This is a genomic window from Microbulbifer sp. HZ11 (genome assembly GCF_000708675.1).
Lineage (GTDB): Bacteria > Pseudomonadota > Gammaproteobacteria > Pseudomonadales > Cellvibrionaceae > Microbulbifer.
In genome coordinates this window covers 771,397-788,484 of sequence record NZ_JELR01000002.1, presented here as the reverse complement: position 1 = coordinate 788,484, position 17,088 = coordinate 771,397, and the positions used below count along the sequence as shown (strand labels likewise).

Here is a 17,088-nt window from a genome sequence, read left to right as displayed (position 1 = left end):
TCGGAGGCTACAATTTCTCCGCGATTTTCCAGGGAATGCTTCGATCTGATAATTCCCAGTGAATGCGTTTCCACATGCGCTCAATACGTCGACTGATATACCGCTGACGAGAAACTTCAAAGTGTTCGGACAATGGCAGAGCGGCGGCACTCCCCAGGCCGTCGATCAGGTAAAGAGATAAGTTCCCAGATTTTGGAATCACTACGAAATTGTGTGGCAACAGGTTTTTGGTGAGTACGCCGGTCGCTCGCAGCCAGTCCGAAAATTGTTGCAACGCTTTTTCGATTCTCCCATCAAGGCCGTGATCCTGCAGGTAATTTTCCAGCGTGGGTGCGGGGGTCCCCTGTTGGTCCGTGAACAGTTCTGAGACAGAGCCGGGGCCAAGGGAAGTCTCATGGATTCCGTAGTAGCGGGGGAGGTGCTGCCAGACTGCGCTGTCAGGTCCCGCATGTCTTAGCGCTTTTTGTTGATACCCCGCCAGCTCGCGGGCGTTGTCATCAAAGTGGCTGTCTCGCACCAGGGATTTATACCAGGGCGCGCGAGCACGGAGTTCCGCAAGCCGGCCCGGCAGCATGACTTTGACACAGCGGTCCGGAAAGTCGGGGTGGCGGAAACAGTTGCGATTGCCTCCTTTTGCGAAAGGCTTACAGTTACTAAGGTCGATCAACGGGCAGTGTTCTCTCGTTCTTTCTGGGTGAGCAGCTTCTGGTATAGCGCGATTGTTTTTTGCGCCTGGGCGTGCAGAGTAAACTCTGGACTGAGCGTCGGTGACGGAGCCGCTGCAAGCAGCTCCCGTGTACGTGAAAGCAGTTGGTCGGGGTCGCCGTTCTGTATCAGTCCCTGTGGGTAGCAGATACGCAGCGATTCCGCCGGCCCGCCAATGCCATACCCAATCACCGGTGTTCCCATCGCCACGGCTTCGATCACCGTGCGCCCGAAGGGCTCGGGCTTTTTCGACAGGTTGTACACCAGGGTTGCGTGGCGGTACCACTCGCGTATATCGCTGCGGTGGCCGGTAAAAGTGATGCGATCGGCAATCCCGGCGCGTGCCGCCTGTGCTTGCAGCTCGTCAGCGAAATGCTGCTTGTTCTTTTCCGCTGCGCCGATAATCACGCCCTGGATATCGGCGTGATCCTTGGTCAGTCTCGCAACCATTTGGATAAAGTCCTGCTGGCCTTTCCAGCGGGTCAGGCGCCCGGGTAACAGTAGCCAGCGGCGATCGCGCAGCTGTGGAAATTCACTGAGTGTCTTCTCAAGCCAGTCGGCTGGAGGAGGAATATCCAGTGAGAATTCATCAGTGTCGACACCGCGATAGATGACCTCCGGCTCGGTTTGCAGTGCGGATGAATAGTTGTGCTTTAAATAATCGTTCACACATTCAGATATGGCGATCACCTGTTCAGCGCGCGCCATGATCGCACTGTAGCGATTGATGGAGTACAGGCCGTGGGCGGTACTCACCAGGCGCGGGCGGGTGTCCAGCGGCAACTTTTTCCAGGCCAGGTAGGTAAGCCAGGCAGGCATGCGTGAGCGCACATGCAGGATGTCGGCCTGCAGCTCGCGGAGCACCGAGCGAAGCGGCCGCACTTGCCGCAGGCTGAACAGGGATTTTTGATGAATTGGCAGGGTGATATGCCGGCTGCCCTCGCGCTCCAGCTGTTCTACCAAGCGGCCACCGCTGGATATCACGATGGACTCATGCCCCGCCTGTACCAGTGCCCGCGCGTGGTCCAGGGTACCCCGCTCGACGCCACCGGAATTGAGAGCGGGTAATAGCTGGACTACTTTCAACGTTGACTCCGTGGTCTGATAGGCGGCGCGACGGGAGTTCACAGTCCCGAGCGGGGTTGCACCAGCATGGCGCGAGATTGGGGTAGATATTGGGGTAGAATAGTGCCCTGAAAAGAATCCAATTGCACACCCCATGGCGCTGTGTCGCCGAACTTCGATATTGACCTGATGCGTTTTCTGTACACCTGGTTTTTCCGCCTCGCCCTGCCGCTGATGTTATTGCACCTATGGTGGCGCGGACGTGCGGATCCCGCCTATCGCAAGCGCTGGAGCGAGCGTTTTGGCCTGGTGCCTTCACGCCCGGGGGCGCGGCGACGCTGGCGCGAGCGCTTCGGGGTGGTACCGGATCGGGCGAGCCGGGCACCACTGATCTGGATTCACTCGGTCTCCGTGGGTGAGACCCTGGCGGCAATCCCGCTGATCGAGGAGCTGGCGGCACGTCATCATCACTGGCAATGGCTGGTGACCACCACCACGCCCACCGGATCACAGCGGGTGCACGATGCCCTCGACCCGATCCTCAATGGCCGGCTGCTGCATTACTACCTGCCATTCGATCTACCTGAGTGCCTTTCGCCATTTCTCGATGCATTGCGCCCCAATATGCTGGTCAGCATGGAGACGGAGCTCTGGCCGAACCTGCTGGCGCTGTGCGCCAAGCGGGATATGCCGGTGGCGTTGGTGAACGGTCGCCTGAGTGCGAAATCCGCGCGCGGCTACGGTCGGTTCGCCAGCCTGAGTCAGGAAATGCTCGGGCATGTTACCCGGGTGGTGGCTCAGTATCCGGCAGACGCGGAGCGCTTTATTACCCTTGGCGTGCCAGCAAAACGCGTGCTGACCGTGGGGAATATCAAGTTCGACCTGCAGATCGGCTCGGGCCTGGTGAGTGAGGCTCAGGCCCTGTCGCATCAATGGCGAGAGCCCGGGCGCCAGGATCTGCGCGGCCAGCGCCGTCCTGTGTGGCTGGCAGCGAGTACGCATGCCGGTGAAGATGAGGCGGTGCTGGACGCCTACGAAAAGCTGCGCAGCGCTTTTCCAGACCTGCTGCTGGTATTGGTGCCGCGTCACCCCACACGGTTTGACGGCGTGGCGCGACTGTGCCGGGATCGGGATCTGAATGTGGTTCGCCGCAGCGACGGCGTGAAGCCGGCGGCCTCGGACCAGGTTTTACTGGGCGATACCATGGGGGAGTTACTGCGCTTTTACGGAGCCTGTGATGTGGCATTCGTGGGGGGCAGTCTGGTGCCGGTGGGCGGCCACAATATGATTGAACCCGCTGCCTGGGGGGTGCCGGTGGTTACTGGTCCTCATCTGCATAACTTCAGTATGGTGTCTGACCTTCTGCGGGAGGTGGGTGGACTGAAAGTGGTGAAAGATGCCGAGCAGATGGCGGAAGAGGTCGGGAAATGGTTGGGGAGTCGGGATGAGCGTATTGCCGCTGGTGCGCGCGCGCGGGATGTGGCCGCTCAAAATAGCGGTGCCTTGGAGCGCACCATTGAAGTAGTGGAATTGCTGATGCGGCGAAGAGGAGGCTGAACCAGCTCTTCCCCGGGGCGCTGCGCAAAAAAAGCCGGGTGCGATCGCATCCGGCTTTTTTTGCGCGAGCTGTGTACGTAACCGAGGTGTCTCAGTGCTTGTCCGTGGCCTGCCGCACGCTGCTGCGGATCTGGGTGTTCAGCTTACTGCCGGTATAGCGCCCCTTGCTGATATGGCGAATCCGGTAGACACCGGGGATGGCCAGCGGGGTGCCCTGGGTGCCCAGCAGCCAGCGGAAAGCTCGGTCTTCGTGGGCCTTACACCAGCGTTCAGCGGGCTTCTGGTAATAGCGCAGGCAGTCACAGTAACCACCGGCGCGGGCCATATCACCGTGGGCAATCTGAAGCGGGCCGGTGGCGCGGTCGCGGGTCTGCTCGATAAAGCGGGAGTCATCGATGTCGGCGAGACTCAGATTGTCAGGGTCAAAGTTCAGCATCGGGTCGTCGTCCGCCAGCAGCGAGGTAATACGCTCGCGTTCTGGGAAAACCAGTGCGTCCTTGCGGCCCTGGAGCAGCTCAGCCAGCTGGTCGATGCAGTTTTCCCGGAACATCAGGTCGCAATCGGTAAACCAGATCCAGTCGGCTTTGGTGGCAAGGGCAGCCTGATTGCGGCCGATGGCGCGGCGGTACAGGGATTCCTTGGGGAGTTCACACCAGTTCCAGGTCACGCCGGGCACCTGCTGCCTGCGGAAAAAATCCAGCACGGCTGCGGTGCGGGTATCTTCGCGGTTGTAGTACACGGTCATGGTGACGGTGGCCCTGGTCGGTGGGAACAGGACCAGTGAGCTCAGCTGGTAAATCAGGAAGTGCGAGTATTGCCAGCAGTGGCTGACAATCTCGATATCCAGTACACCGGTACGCGCGGCGCGTTCACTCTCTGTTGGCAGGGGTTTCTGAAACAGTGAAGGCGGTACCAGGCCGCTGGCTGCGAGGCGCAGGAAGCGGCTGACGATGGGGTCGGACCAGTGCTTGTTGGTTGTCGGTGCACTCATTGAATTTGCTTCTGTTGACAGTGTGTTGGTGTGCGCTGGGAGCTACTGAGGTAGGTAGCCGGACTCGATAAGCTGGCGAATACCTTGAGGCGTTTCGACGATGCCCTCTTTGGCCACGCGCAAGCGAAGTGCCTTGTTACGCGCGACGATTTTCGGGTCTGCGTAGCCGCGGGGGTGATCCAGGTGAATACAGATCGCATCGAAACGTACGTGGCGAGGTCTGACACCAGCATTTTCCAGGCGCACACCAAATTCGCGATCGAGGCCACCCCAGGCCATGCGCTCGTCAAACCCGTTGACCTTGAGGCAGTCCTCTTTCCATGCCGAAGCGTTGGAGCCCTTCAGGTTGCAGGCAGTGGGGGTGAGGCGGTTGAGCAGCGGTGCCCAGCGCGGTGTGGCGCGCAGCTTGAGGGTTTTGCGCCGGGTGTTCAGGCCGTTTTTGCACAGCCATTTGAAATCGAAGCAGCGCCCGGACAGGATATCGTCGCGGTTGATGGTTTCGCTGGTGCTCATGGGCAGCTTGAAGTAACTACCGGAAAGAAAATACCCGCGCTCGGCGCGACGCTTGTGCACGGCGAGAAAGTCGGCCCGCGGAATACAGTCGCCATCGGTAAACACCAGGTAATCACCGCGCGCGCTGAGAATGGCCTTGTTGAGAATACGGCATTTGCGAAAGCCGTCGTCTTTCTGCCAGATATGACGAATATCCAGGCCCGTCTCCTGGCGCAGGCGCTCGATAAGCTGCCCCGTCTCCGGGCCGGAGCCATCGTCGGCCACAATCACCTCCAGTGGCTGCTCAGTCTGACAACTGTAGCCCCACAGTACTTTCTCTAACCATTCCGGCGAGTTGTAGGTGGTCATGATGACGGACAGGTTCATGACGGATTGATTCATTATTTCTCCGCGGAGGATACCGGTAATTCTGCGCGCGAATTGTACAGGTTTTTGCGGCTCACAGGTGGTACCCGTAACGCTTGGCAGCGGAGGCCAGATTGCTGCGGGTTTCCTCAGGCAGCAGGTTTAGGGTGATATCGTCACGCTTCTGTCCGCGGGTGTTCACATTGGTCGGTAGCTGGGAAAACACCTGCTCGACGGTATCCGGGTCATGGGGGAACTGGATCCAGGTAAGCATTTCATTCAGTTTGGCCAGATCGAAGTCCTCGATCCGGTAGCGCAGGTAGGACTTTCCTCGCGCTCGCTCTTCAACCAGTGCATTCCAGTCGATCCAGAATCTGGCCAGCCAGTCAGCCTGCTCCGGGAGGGGCAGTGCGGCAAAGCGCGCTTTATTCATGCGCGGGAAATGGGGCAGGTGGCGGCTGCGAAAGCGTCCGTGGACCCAACCTTTTTTCTGTCGCGAGCGGATAAACTCCAGGGGGTGGCGTAGCTGGTGCAGCACATGTGTATCGTCGGGCATCAAGGGCAGCCAGGGGGCGGCTTCCCAGGCAGCTTCACCGATAGTGGGTGACGACCAGCGCAGTTCGCGAGCGCCCAGGCGGGCCATCAGCTCAGTGCCGCGCCCCGGTCGGCTGCCGGTAAAAAACACTTCGTGATTGCATGGGCAGCCCAGTTCACTGAGCAGCCTGGCGATGTAGGTGGTTCCGGATCGGCCGCAGCCGGTAATGACAAAACGCTTGGTCATAGGGATCTCAAATAGCGGTGAAACGGCCAGATCCTTGGCTGTACGACGAAAAGCCTTCTCGGTAAAGCTCTCATCCGGTGAGTCTAGTCAGTTTAGGACCGCCGTTGCAGTAACCTGGTTCAAGGTTTGATAGGCTTTCCTTCTTAACTTTTTATGACGGCTTGTTGCAGACAAGCGCTGAATTGACGCCTCTCTGTAAGACAGAGATGGGAATATGGGCAGTTATATGCATATCTTTGTGTTTTCGTTCAATCGTGGTCGGTATCTGGAAAACTGCGTCAGTTCCATCGAGACCTGCGCACCCCAATGTCGGCTCACGATCATTGATGATGGGAGCGATGATCCGGAGACCCGCGAGGTGCTGGCGGCAGTGGCGAAGCGACACCGGGTGATCGATCGGACCGCGGAGTCCGGACACAAGCTGGGAGGGCTGTATGCCAATATGCAGGCCGCGTTTGAGATGGCATCCGATGACGAGTTGATGTGCTTTCTGCAGGACGATACCCAGATGGTGCGGCCGTTGTCCGAAGCCGATATTCAGGGGTTAAAAGAAAGCTTTGATGCTCAACCGGATCTCGGATTTATCTCCCCCGCGTTTGTGCGCGGTATTTCGCTGAAGAAATCCGCGGATCGGGATTTTCGCTTTGATGCAGAGCGCAACTTCTGGTTCTGGTATCCCCGCAAACGTTCTACGGGAACCTGGTTTTCCGCCCTGTTGATAGCCGACGTCGCCCGCCTGCGCAGTGTTGGCTGGGAATTTGAAGTGGGCGAGTCGGTGAATAATCGTCGCGCGGCGAAGATTTTTTGCCGCATGGCGAGAATGCGCGCGCCCTTCGCCATGTGGCTACCCAATGGTGGCGCTTATCGGGGCAAGCAGAAATCCCTCGCGCTGCGCTTTGGTGAGTGGGTGCGCAGCTGTGGGTTTTATCCGTTGCGCATGATGTCGGGAGAAGAGGTTGCAGTTCTGCAGGAGTCACAGCCACCGCGCCTGCCGGTTGCGGAGGAGTTTCTCTCTGCGGAGCGCCGGCTGAAAACCCCCTGGGCCTATGACCCCATGCAGGGTGCCGGCTGGCTGAAACTGCTGGACCGGCTGGAACGAAAGGTGCGAACACCGAGAAAACCCTGAGATCTACAGAAAAATATTCCCATTAAGTGGCCTATGGGGGATGGCAGTACTGTGGCGCGGCGGTCGCTACGGGTAGAATGTGTAAAAATTTCTAAAGCTCAGCCGCTACCCAGTGGCTGGGAACCTGGTGGTCCAGGCCCGAATCACCGGTCCGGGGCGTTTTTGGGGGCATTCTGTGGGGTATCAACAATTCACGCGCAAGCGCGTCTCGATCATTTTTGACGATGCGCTTGTCGGTGCCGACTGTGAAAAACTGTTTCGGCCCGATTGGCTGGCGCAGGCGAGCGGTGGCCGCCAGGTACAGCGCGGAACGGCGATCATGTTCGAATACAACGGCCTGGAGCTGGTATTCAAGCAGTATCACCGGGGAGGCCTGGCCGGACGGGTCGTCAAGAAAACCTATCTGCACAGTCCTCTCGCGGATACGCGGATGTGGCGGGAATTCAATATGCTGCGGGAAATGCGTGCACTGGGCTTGCCGGTACCGCGCCCGGTGGCGGCGCGCTGCGTGAGCCTGCCGCCGCTCGCCTATCGCGGTGCGTTGATAACCGAGCGGGTAGCGGATTCGCGGACGCTGGCCGAGGCTTTGTGTCAGGGGCCGCTAGATGAGGGGCTCTGGGAGGCGCTGGGCGGGCTGATTGCGCGCTTCCACCGGCACAACGTGTACCACGCTGACCTCAATGTACACAATATATTACTGACGGGTGCGGACTGGTATCTGATCGATTTCGACAAGGGGGCGATCCGCAGCCCGCTGTCCCGTCAGGATGCGGACGGTAACGTGTCGCGCCTGCGCCGCTCCCTGGACAAGGAAATGGGGCGTCTGCCAGGCTTCCAGTTCACGGAAGACAACTGGCGCAGGTTGCTGAGCGCCTATCGCGCGCAAATGGCGGCCTAGGATTCATTCGAATCATACCGAATAGTAGTTTCGGTACCACTCCACAAATTTCCCCACGCCCTCACGCACACTGGTATTCGGGCGGTAGTTCACCGCCTGCTGCAGCTTGCTGGTGTCCGCGTGGGTATCCAGAATATCGCCCGCCTGCATGGGTAGCATCTCGCGAATCGCCTTTTTCCCCAGTGCTTCTTCCAGCGCGTCGATATAGTCGACCAGCTGTGCGGGGTTGCCATTGCCGATGTTGAATACCCGGAAGGGCGCATTACTGGTGGATGGCACCGGTGCATCGCTGGACCAGTGCTGATCCGCCGTGGCGACCTGGTCGCTGGATTTGATCACACCCTCGACGATGTCGTCGATATAGGTGAAATCCCGCGTGTGATGGCCGTGGTTGAACACAGGGATGGGGCTGTCTTCGAGGATCAGGCGGGTGAACTTGAATAGAGCCATATCCGGGCGCCCCCAGGGGCCGTATACGGTAAAGAAGCGCAGCCCGGTGGTCGGTATCTGAAACAGGTGACTGTAGCTGTGGGCCATCAGCTCATTGGCGCGCTTGGTGGCGGCGTAAAACTGCAGTGGGTGGTCAACACCGTGGTCTTCACTGAATGGCATCTGGGTATTGCCGCCATAGACACTGCTGGTGCTGGCGTACGTGAGGTGTGGTGTGCTGGCGTAGCGGCACACCTCCAGCAGGTTGGAAAACCCCACCAGGTTGCTCTCTACATAGGATTCCGGGTGCTCGATCGAGTGACGCACGCCGGCCTGGGCGGCCAGGTGGATAACCCGGTCGAACTGGTGTTCGGCGAAGATCCTGTCCAGTGCTGCGCGATCGGCAATATTGGCCCGATCAAACTGGTAGGCGACGCCGTGCTGCTGTGCGGCGTGTTCCAGCTCGCGCAAGCGGGCTTCCTTGAGGCTGGTCTCGTAGTAGTCGTTGACGTTGTCGATGCCCACTACGGCATCGCCGCGGGCCATCAGCGCGCGGGCGACGTGGAAACCGATAAAGCCGGCATTGCCGGTGATCAGGTGCTTCATGGATAGTTGGATCGCAAATAAATCTTGGGTAGCGGCAATTGTAGCCAGTGGCCGCGCCAGTTTTCTCCAGACGGAAAAAAGGCCGGGACTATAGCAGTACCGGCCTTCAATTTCTGCGCTTCGCGCAAAAGTCGCGAAGCGCGTCAGGTTTCCCCCTCAATAGGGGAGCGGTTACTTGCTGAAGCTCGCTGCGCCGCTATCGAGGATATGGGCACGGGAAACCGGAGTGGCCGGATTCAAGCGCGTGTCCAGCTGCTGCAGGTCTTCCGGTGCCAGCAGGCCCGCCACCAGTTTCAGGTTCAGGGTGTTGAGGATGTAGTCGTAGAGCGCGTTGGCGTAGTCGGTCCGGGCCAGCGCGAGGGTGCGCTGAGCCAGCAGTACGTCCACGATATTGCGCGTACCTACCTCGTAACCCGCCTGAGTGGCGTCCAGCGCGCTTTTGGCGGAAATCACAGCCTGTTCGCGGGCCTCTACCCGGCTGGTATCGGTAGTGACCGCGCGGTGCAGGGTACGGGTGCTCTGAATGGTATTGCGCTCGGTCAGGTTGCGGATATCTTCCGCCTGGAAGGCCAGGTTGCGCGCCTCGCGACGGCTGGCGCTGAGGCCACCACCGGTATACAGCGGCATGTTGAAGGTGATCGCCGCATACTTGGTCTGGCTGTCTGTGGAAATGGGCAGGCGCTCGTCCAGCTCTCCCGGGACCGAGGTGGTGGAGGAACCGTCCTGGTGATAATCCTGATAATTCAGGGTGCCGGTCAGTGTGGGCAGATGCTCGGCCGCCGCCGCGCGAGCACCGTAGCGGGCGGCATCGGCGGCGAGGCGGGCCGCTTTCAGGCTGTAGTTGTTGACCAGGGCAAACTCTACCCAGGCGGCACGATCGGCGGGCTCCGGTGGGGCAACGGTAAAGTTGGGCTGCAGCGGGGCAACCACATCGTGATTGCGGCCGGTCAGCACCGAGAGAGCGTCAAAGTTGCTCAACAGGTCGTCCTGAGCGGTCAGGCGGCGGGCAACGGCACTGTCGTACGCAGAGCGGGAGTCGTAGACGTCGGTAATCGCGGTCAGGCCCACTTCAAAGCGCTGTTGCGTCTGCTCCAGCTGTTTGGCCAGGGCTTTCTCTTCTGCCAGTGCGGCCTCCAGTACATCGTGGGCGCGCAACACGTCAAAATAGGCGCTCGCGACACGCAGCATCATGTCCTGCTGGTTGGCGCTGAACTCCGCGGTAGATTGCTCGCTGGCGGTTTTGCCCTGCTTGTAGCCGAACCAAGCCGGCAAATCGAACAGCGCCTGGCTGAGGGTCGCCGAGTAAATGCGCTCGTCGGTATCGGTATCGCTGCGGTTGGGAACTACAACAACCTGATTTTCGGTAAAGGTGTAGTTGAATCGCGTGGCGTCAGTTTTGGTTCTGCTGGCTTCCGCGGAGGCGTTCACCTGAGGCAGCAGCGCCGAACGGCCGAGATTTTTGGCTTCGAGACCCGCGCGGTAGGCTGCGCGGTCCGCGGCCAGTTGTGGATCGTTATCCAGTGCCTGCAGGTACACCTCCCACAGAGTGTCCGCTTGCGCCTGAATGGCGCCAAGCCCGGTACCCAACCCCAAAACGGTCGCGGCGAGCAGAGATTTCATCGGGCGTCCCAGCTTGCGTGCGATGCGCCCTTTTGCACTTCTTGTCATTTCGTTTGATTTCCTGTGACAGCTGCGGTCTTCAAGTTTCCGGTGGCGTCTGTGGTATGCGAACCCCAACGCCCACTGCTTTCCTGTAAACCCCGCATTGCATTTCACTGCGCACTGTTCGTTATTTATGCGCGTGAAATGGTTCTGGAGCCAGTCTGTCGAGTGCTCTGAAGGCAATGCTGGCTTGGCCCCTTCTCGTTAGCATTTATTGCTGGCATCCGTTTACAAGACGGAGATCGGGCCCGCGGTCGCGAGAGTGTACCGTCCGCCCGCAGGAGCGTCGAGGCGACGGTTGGGGCAAATTGGTATATCTTCGTTAAACGGACGCGAATGCGCGTCCAGTGACAAATATTTGCCCGCCCATCGGCTTTCCGCCGTTCCCGCCCATCAGACGCGCCACTGGCGCCGAATGGATGCACGCAGGTGCGCGGCCGCGTGGAAGATGAAATTCCGGGGCTGGCAGGTGGGATTCACACCGGAAAAAGCGGATACACGGAGCGCGCAGACGATTTATGGGGCAGGGTTTGGATCAGACTTGCCGGCATACGCAAAACCCGGATACCGGGCCTGTTGCCTGGCAGCGGGCCTGCCACCAGTGCGACCTGCTGCTGACGCGCGCCCATGCCCCGGTGGGGCAGAGTCTGCTGTGCCCGCGCTGTGGCGCCTCCCTGCATCGCAATATGGACCGCAGTGTGGCGCAAACCGCGGCACTGAGCCTGTGTGGGTTGCTACTGTTCATCCCCACCGCAACCCTGCCGCTACTGGAGTTCTCGCTGTTTTCTTTTGGTGCCGAAAACACCCTGATGAACGGTGTGCAGGCACTTTTTGCCGCCGGCTATATCTGGCTGGCTTCCATCGTACTGTTCTGCAGTGTGCTGGCGCCGCTGGGGAAATTCCTGTTGCTGGGGTTTATCTGCTGGGGTAGCGGTTGGGCCAGCATGGCCGGGCCGGTCGCGCGCGCCCTGCGCTGGTATCACCACCTGCAGGAGTGGGGCATGCTGGATGTGTATATGCTCGGCATTCTGGTGGCACTGGTGAAAATGTCGGATCTGGGCAAGATGACTGTGGAGCCCGGTCTTTATTGCTTTGTTGCCATGATGGTGGTGGCCAGTGCCACTTCCGTGTCGTTTGACGCGGAAACCATCTGGGCAAGGCTGGCGCGTCGCCGCGCACAAAGTGACGCTGCGGAGCGCAACCAAGAAGAGGATACCGTGTGAACCGTCCGGCGCGCGCATTGTCTCACGGGTTCTGGACCTGCCTCGGTTGCCGCCAGCTGGTGCGGGTGTCGCCGCAGACGCAAAGCTGCCTGTGTCCGCGCTGCGGTGCGCGTATGCACGGGCGGATCGAATCCAGTCTGATGCTGACCTGGGCGCTGACAATTACCGGCGCGCTGCTGCTGATTCCGGCGAATATATTGCCGGTGATGACGGTCATCTATCTGGGGGCCGGTGAGCCAAGTACGATTATCGGCGGCGCCCTGGAGCTGTACCAGAATGGACTCTGGGGCATCGCGTTGATCGTGTTTGTGGCGAGTATCGCGGTGCCGGTGATGAAGCTGGTTGGGCTGGTGATTCTGTGCCTCATCGTACAGTGGCGCCTGAATGTGGCACCGCGTCAGGCCATGCGGGTCTACCGGGTGGTCAATGCTATCGGCCGCTGGTCTCTGCTGGACCTGTTTATGATCTCTATTCTTGTGGCGCTCGTGGATATGGGAGCCATTGCCGAAGTGGAGGCGGGCGCCGGCAGCACTGCCTTCGCTACCGTGGTGGTGGTGACCATGTTTGCGGTGCGCGCATTTGATCCGCGCCTGGTGTGGGACGTATACGAAGCCAGGCTGCAGGCGAGTACAGCGGTAAAGAATAAAACGCACAGGGAGACCGAATGAGCGAACCGCCATTGGATTACGACGCCCCGCCCGAAGGGGTGGCGCGCCGCAGTCGCGGGATTTCGCTGGTGTGGCTGCTGCCACTGATTGCCGCAGCCATCGCGGCCTGGCTGCTGTATGAAGATTTTACCCAGGGGGATATCAAGGCCACCATCCTGTTTTCCACCGGCGATGGCCTGGTAAAAGGCAAGACCGCGGTGAAGTACTCCGGGGTGGAAATCGGTGTGGTGGAGGACTTCCGTCTGGCGCCCAATGCCAAGGAGCTGGACGGGCAGGACGGCGTCGTCGCGGAGGTGCGCTTCAACCACAGCGCCGCCTATCTATTGACCCGCGGCAGTAAATTCTGGCTGGTGAAACCGGAAGTGTCGCTCACGGGCGTCCGCGGTCTGGAAGCACTGGTCTCTGGCAATTACATCGCCATCGAGCCCGGCAGTGGCCCGTCGCAGAAACACTTTGTGGCGGTAACGGAGGCCCCACCCAACGTACGGGGTGACGGCCTGCGTATCACCCTCAAGTCTCCGCGTCTGGCGTCGCTCAACCGCGGCTCGCCGGTGTATTACCGACAGCTGGAAGTGGGGCAGGTGGAGAGCTATCGCCTGACTGAAGATGCCAGTGAGGTGGAGATCAGCCTGTTTATCCGTCGCCCCTACGCCCATCTTGTACACCGCGGTAGCCGCTTCTGGAACACCTCCGGAGTGTCTATCCAGGGCGGGATCAGCGGAGTGAATGTCGAGCTGGAATCCTTGGCGTCACTGATCGCCGGGGGGGTCAGTTTCTACACACCCGAGTCTCAGCGCCATTCGCCCCAGGCGGAAGACGGCAACGCGTTCAAACTGTACAAAAATTTTGCCGAGGCCGACGCAGGTATTCCCATTACGCTGGATTTTGATCGCGGGGTCAGCCTGGCAGAGGGCTCCACTGAGGTGATCTACCAGGGTATCAAGGTGGGGGAGGTCAGCAGCGTCAAGGCCAATCGCAGCATCAATGGTATGTCGGTGAAGGTACTGATGGATCCCATCACCGACGACCTGCTCAGTGAAAATACCCGCTTCTGGCTGGCACCACCCACCCTGGATTTCACCTCTGGGGTAAACGACCTGCTGAAAGGCAATCGCATCGAGGTTGATCTGCGCAAAGGCAAGCGCTCGGTGCGCACCTTTGAGGCCGCGTCGAAACCGCCCCAGCGCGATCCGCGAGTGCCCGGGCTACACCTCACATTGACCGCGCGCAGTACCGGCTCTCTGCAGCGGGGGGCGTCGGTGTATTACCGCCAGATTGAAGTGGGGCGGGTACAGGGGATGGCGCTGTTACCCGATGGCTCCGGGGTAGAGGTGTACGTGGTGATCGATCCCCCCTACGCACATCTGGTCAATAGCGATAGCCGCTTCTGGAACGTCAGTGGCGTGCGCGCCAGCGCCAGTCTCGAGGGTATCGAGGTGGAAACCGACGCTTTGTTGTCCGTGGTGCGCGGTGGTATTGCCTTCGGTAGCGGACCCCATCACAGCAAGAACGCGGAAAGTGCGCGCACCGGTGACAGTTTCCGGTTGTATAGCAGCCGTGAAGAGGCGCAGGAAGAGGGGATCAATATCTATATCGACCTCAAGGGTGATGAGGGGTTGAAGGTGGGATCGGCACTGCGCTACCGGGGTATTCAGGTGGGTGAGATCACCCGTATGCGCCTCACCCTGGAAATGGACGGTGTGCGCGCCCGCGCCCGCCTGTACCGACGGGCGGAACGCTTCGCGCGCACGGGAACCCGGATGTGGGTAGTGGGGCCGAAGCTGGGCCTGGATGGCGTGGGCAATCTGGAAACACTGGTTACCGGACCCTATCTCGAGTTGGAGCCGGGCAGCGGCAACGACCCGCAGACCGAGTTTGTAGCCATGGCCGCCAAGCCGGAACCGGACCTTGCGGATACCATGATGATGCCCGGTCTGGCGTTGATTCTGGATGCACCGCGACGGGGTTCACTGAAACGCGGCAGCCCGGTGTATTACCGTCAGGTGCAGGTTGGGCGCGTGACCGGATACCAGCTTGGGGAACTGGCGGACCGGGTTTACATCTATGTTTATATTGAGCCCCAGTTTCGCACCCTGGTGCGGGAGCACACGCGCTTCTGGAATGCCAGCGGTGTGGACGTCAACTTTGGCCTGATGACTGGCCTCGATGTCCACACCGAATCAACGCAGGCACTGCTGGCCGGCGGCATTGCCTTCGCCACCCCGAACAACCCGGAAATGGGGCTTGAAGTAGAGTCCGGCAGCCATTATCCACTGTACGGGAAGCCGGAAGACGAGTGGTTGCTGTGGAGCCCGAAAATCGAGTTATATCCGGCTCTGGAAGACAGTTTCAAATAACACGAAGGAGTTTCGTTTGCGGAGCTCAGCGAATCGCCGCACCTTCGTCGCACCAAGGACCTAAGGAAGCTTTTATGGGAATTATGCACAAACCTGTTACCGCGCCTGTTGTCGCTATGATGCTCGCGCTGGGCGTCGCCCTCGGGCTCGCCGGCTGTGGGACACCGACAAAAATCGAGCGTATCCAGTCTCCCGGTGCTCCGGTCGCATTTCAAACCTATGCCTGGGGTACGGAAGCCCTGAGTGCGGATACCGGCGCACCGGCACAGCTGGTGGAGCTGGACACCGAGTTGCGTCAGGTGGTGGGTGGCCTGCTGCAGTCCCGCGGGTATCGCCAGGTGGCCAGCACCGACAGTGCGCAGATGGTGGTGGATTATCAGATCGCGGTGGTGGAAGAGGAGTTTGCCAGCGACGACAACAACGAAAGCTGGGATTCCCAGTTCGACAGCAACGCCCAGCGGGGTGTGGTTGAATTGCCGGATCGCAGCGGCGCGCCTAAAGTCACCCTCTCTGTGGGGATCGGCCCGCAAAATGCCATGCCCATCTGGGGCGGCAGTGCTACCAAATTGATTGCGCGCCCGGAAGACAAGCAAGAGCGCCAGCGGATTCTGAACAGTGCCGTGGGTGAGCTGCTGAAAGACCTGCCGCCGGCCTCATGATCGGAGGGAGTGATTAGGGATAGAATCCCTCTCACAAATAGGCCCACCATATTGTTCAGATATTTTACGCACAACAAATAACAGTTTCGGCAGGGACGCCGCGACTCTCAACGCACTACCGGGAGAAGTCATGGCTTCACTGCAACGACGTACACCGCTTGCCGCCGTTACTCTGGGGCTGCTCGCCGCCCTGCTGCTGGCCGGCTGCGCAGCCCCTAATCCGGTGGCGGTCGATTACGACCCCACCTACAAATTTGCCAACCTGCGCAGTTACTACCTGCTCGACACCCTCGCCAATGGGCCTGTCTCACCGTTTGAAAGCAAACGTGCGAGCCAGGCGGTGGATGACATTCTCAAAGGCAGCTACCAACCCGCCGCCAGCCGCGAACAAGCGGACTTTCTGGTGCGGGTACAGCTGTTCAGCGCCGATAAAGTCGCGGTCTACGAAGACCCGTTTTCCATTTACGGTGGCTACCGCTATTTCGGGTTCGGCTGGCGTGCGCCGTTGCGAGTGCGTGAATATCGTGAGTCGTCGCTGATAGTGGATGTTCTCTCGCCGGACGAGGCGCCCCTGTGGCGTGGGTCTATGCCCTCTGTAGCCGGTCGTTACGATGCGCCGGAGCAGCAGCTGTTTCAGCTGCGTCAGGAGGCCAGCCAGATTCTCGCCCGCTTCCCGCCTTACAATGATGTCGGCTTCGACTGAGCCCGGCGAGTTGGCCACACAGGAACGCGCGAATGAGTGAAAAAACGGATCTGCGCCCCCAGTTTACCCGCGGCGCGGTGGATATTATCCAGCGCCAGACCGTGTATGACGGTTTCTTCAAAATGCACAAACTGCGCCTGCGTCACCGCCTCTACCGCGGTGGTTGGGGGGAGGAAATGGAGCGGGAGCTGTTTGTGCGCGGCAACGCCGTGGGGGTGCTTCTGTACGACCCGCAGCACCAGCTGGTTGCATTGACCGAGCAGTTCCGCATCGGTGCCCTGGAGCGAGACCCGAGCCCCTGGTGTCTGGAAGTCGTCGCCGGGATGGTGGAAGACGGGGAATCCCTCGAGGAGGTCGCCCGTCGAGAGCTGCAGGAAGAGGCGGGCATACAGGTGCAGGACCTTCACTATATCCGCAGCTACCTGCCGAGCCCCGGCGGCTCCAGCGAGCGCATGCACCTTTTTTGTGCCTGTACCGACCTGCGGGGTACAGAGGGGGTATTTGGCCTGGCGGACGAGCATGAAGATATCTGTCTCAGAGTTTTCCCCCTGGATAGCGTGATCGCCGCTATGGAGAGCGGTGACGCAGCCATCGACAATGCCGCCAGCATCATCAGTCTGCAGTGGTTGCAGCTCAACCGGACGCAGCTGGACCAGGCTGCGGAGGCGCACCCCAATCTCTGATTGGATGGATCAGCCTATCTTGACCTTATCATTCCCCTGATAGTTACACTTTAATGGCAATCACCGCTGGATACTGCCAAGGTAGTGAACGGTTACTAGCGGTGTGTGCCTCCCAGC

At 60.0% G+C, this 17,088-nt stretch carries 16 protein-coding genes; 9 read left to right on the top strand and 7 right to left on the bottom strand.

Annotated elements, in window-relative coordinates; translation table 11 throughout:
• Nucleotides 1-7: 7 nt before the first annotated feature.
• Together AU11_RS11040 and AU11_RS11035 are read right to left on the bottom strand one after the other, a co-directional pair.
• Nucleotides 8-667 (bottom strand): YrbL family protein, encoded by a 660-nt coding sequence (locus tag AU11_RS11040; RefSeq protein ID WP_043319382.1) that lies wholly within the window; start codon nt 665-667, stop codon nt 8-10.
• On the bottom strand, nt 664-1,791 hold the full coding sequence (locus tag AU11_RS11035; protein WP_043319380.1) for a glycosyltransferase family 4 protein: 1,128 nt from the start codon (nt 1,789-1,791) through the stop codon (nt 664-666). The genes AU11_RS11040 and AU11_RS11035 overlap by 4 nt, the downstream gene beginning before the upstream one ends.
• A gap of 141 nt (nt 1,792-1,932) precedes the next feature.
• Here AU11_RS11035 and waaA point away from each other — a divergent pair, with 141 nt between their 5' ends.
• Nucleotides 1,933-3,327 (top strand): lipid IV(A) 3-deoxy-D-manno-octulosonic acid transferase, encoded by a 1,395-nt coding sequence (gene waaA, locus AU11_RS11030; protein WP_231491858.1) that lies wholly within the window; start codon nt 1,933-1,935, stop codon nt 3,325-3,327.
• Between the two features lie 91 nt (nt 3,328-3,418).
• On the opposite strand, the gene AU11_RS11025 is transcribed toward waaA, so the two are convergent.
• The 3 genes from AU11_RS11025 to AU11_RS11015 are packed head-to-tail and all read right to left on the bottom strand — an operon-like array spanning nt 3,419 to nt 5,957.
• Nucleotides 3,419-4,318, bottom strand: a complete 900-nt coding sequence (locus tag AU11_RS11025; protein ID WP_043319376.1) for a glycosyltransferase family A protein — start codon at nt 4,316-4,318, stop codon at nt 3,419-3,421.
• Between the two features lie 42 nt (nt 4,319-4,360).
• Nucleotides 4,361-5,212 (bottom strand): glycosyltransferase family 2 protein, encoded by an 852-nt coding sequence (locus AU11_RS11020; RefSeq protein WP_231491856.1) that lies wholly within the window; start codon nt 5,210-5,212, stop codon nt 4,361-4,363.
• 58 nt (nt 5,213-5,270) lie between these two features.
• On the bottom strand, nt 5,271-5,957 hold the full coding sequence (locus tag AU11_RS11015; RefSeq protein WP_043319374.1) for a sulfotransferase family protein: 687 nt from the start codon (nt 5,955-5,957) through the stop codon (nt 5,271-5,273).
• 214 nt (nt 5,958-6,171) lie between these two features.
• Here AU11_RS11015 and AU11_RS11010 point away from each other — a divergent pair, with 214 nt between their 5' ends.
• Entirely contained in the window at nt 6,172-7,083 is a 912-nt protein-coding gene (locus AU11_RS11010; protein WP_051687191.1) for a glycosyltransferase, read from the top strand.
• 175 nt (nt 7,084-7,258) lie between these two features.
• Nucleotides 7,259-7,981: a 3-deoxy-D-manno-octulosonic acid kinase gene (locus AU11_RS11005; protein ID WP_043320426.1), complete on the top strand. Its 723-nt coding sequence runs from the start codon at nt 7,259-7,261 to the stop codon at nt 7,979-7,981.
• Nucleotides 7,982-7,993: 12 nt separating this feature from the next.
• Here AU11_RS11005 and AU11_RS11000 read toward each other — a convergent pair whose 3' ends face one another.
• Nucleotides 7,994-9,016: an NAD-dependent epimerase gene (locus AU11_RS11000; RefSeq protein WP_043319372.1), complete on the bottom strand. Its 1,023-nt coding sequence runs from the start codon at nt 9,014-9,016 to the stop codon at nt 7,994-7,996.
• 171 nt (nt 9,017-9,187) lie between these two features.
• Nucleotides 9,188-10,684, bottom strand: a complete 1,497-nt coding sequence (locus tag AU11_RS10995) for a TolC family outer membrane protein (protein ID WP_043319370.1) — start codon at nt 10,682-10,684, stop codon at nt 9,188-9,190.
• Between the two features lie 512 nt (nt 10,685-11,196).
• Between AU11_RS10995 and AU11_RS10990 the strand changes: the two genes are divergently transcribed.
• From AU11_RS10990 to AU11_RS10965, 6 genes are all read left to right on the top strand, one after another.
• Nucleotides 11,197-11,901 (top strand): paraquat-inducible protein A, encoded by a 705-nt coding sequence (locus AU11_RS10990; RefSeq protein WP_231491854.1) that lies wholly within the window; start codon nt 11,197-11,199, stop codon nt 11,899-11,901.
• A complete protein-coding gene (locus tag AU11_RS10985) occupies nt 11,898-12,569 on the top strand; it encodes a paraquat-inducible protein A (RefSeq protein WP_051687189.1) in 672 nt (223 codons plus the stop codon). The genes AU11_RS10990 and AU11_RS10985 overlap by 4 nt, the downstream gene beginning before the upstream one ends.
• On the top strand, nt 12,566-14,926 hold the full coding sequence (locus AU11_RS10980; RefSeq protein WP_051687188.1) for a PqiB family protein: 2,361 nt from the start codon (nt 12,566-12,568) through the stop codon (nt 14,924-14,926). Before AU11_RS10985 ends, AU11_RS10980 begins: the two co-directional genes overlap by 4 nt.
• Nucleotides 14,927-15,000: 74 nt before the next feature.
• Entirely contained in the window at nt 15,001-15,585 is a 585-nt protein-coding gene (locus tag AU11_RS10975) for a DUF4136 domain-containing protein (protein WP_043319368.1), read from the top strand.
• A gap of 130 nt (nt 15,586-15,715) precedes the next feature.
• Nucleotides 15,716-16,288: a DUF4136 domain-containing protein gene (locus AU11_RS10970; protein ID WP_043319367.1), complete on the top strand. Its 573-nt coding sequence runs from the start codon at nt 15,716-15,718 to the stop codon at nt 16,286-16,288.
• 32 nt (nt 16,289-16,320) lie between these two features.
• Nucleotides 16,321-16,971: an NUDIX domain-containing protein gene (locus tag AU11_RS10965; RefSeq protein ID WP_043319365.1), complete on the top strand. Its 651-nt coding sequence runs from the start codon at nt 16,321-16,323 to the stop codon at nt 16,969-16,971.
• Nucleotides 16,972-17,088 lie beyond the last annotated feature (117 nt).

Coding starts and splice junctions, on each gene's coding strand:
- AU11_RS11025 (WP_043319376.1), bottom strand. CDS start 4,318: ATGAGTGCACCGACAACCAACAAGCACTGGTCCGACCCCATCGTCAGC.
- AU11_RS11020 (WP_231491856.1), bottom strand. CDS start 5,212: ATGAATCAATCCGTCATGAACCTGTCCGTCATCATGACCACCTACAAC.
- AU11_RS11015 (WP_043319374.1), bottom strand. CDS start 5,957: ATGACCAAGCGTTTTGTCATTACCGGCTGCGGCCGATCCGGAACCACC.
- AU11_RS11010 (WP_051687191.1), top strand. CDS start 6,172: ATGGGCAGTTATATGCATATCTTTGTGTTTTCGTTCAATCGTGGTCGG.
- AU11_RS11000 (WP_043319372.1), bottom strand. CDS start 9,016: ATGAAGCACCTGATCACCGGCAATGCCGGCTTTATCGGTTTCCACGTC.
- AU11_RS10995 (WP_043319370.1), bottom strand. CDS start 10,684: ATGACAAGAAGTGCAAAAGGGCGCATCGCACGCAAGCTGGGACGCCCG.
- AU11_RS10990 (WP_231491854.1), top strand. CDS start 11,197: ATGGGGCAGGGTTTGGATCAGACTTGCCGGCATACGCAAAACCCGGAT.
- AU11_RS10980 (WP_051687188.1), top strand. CDS start 12,566: ATGAGCGAACCGCCATTGGATTACGACGCCCCGCCCGAAGGGGTGGCG.
- AU11_RS10975 (WP_043319368.1), top strand. CDS start 15,001: ATGGGAATTATGCACAAACCTGTTACCGCGCCTGTTGTCGCTATGATG.
- AU11_RS10970 (WP_043319367.1), top strand. CDS start 15,716: ATGGCTTCACTGCAACGACGTACACCGCTTGCCGCCGTTACTCTGGGG.
- AU11_RS10965 (WP_043319365.1), top strand. CDS start 16,321: ATGAGTGAAAAAACGGATCTGCGCCCCCAGTTTACCCGCGGCGCGGTG.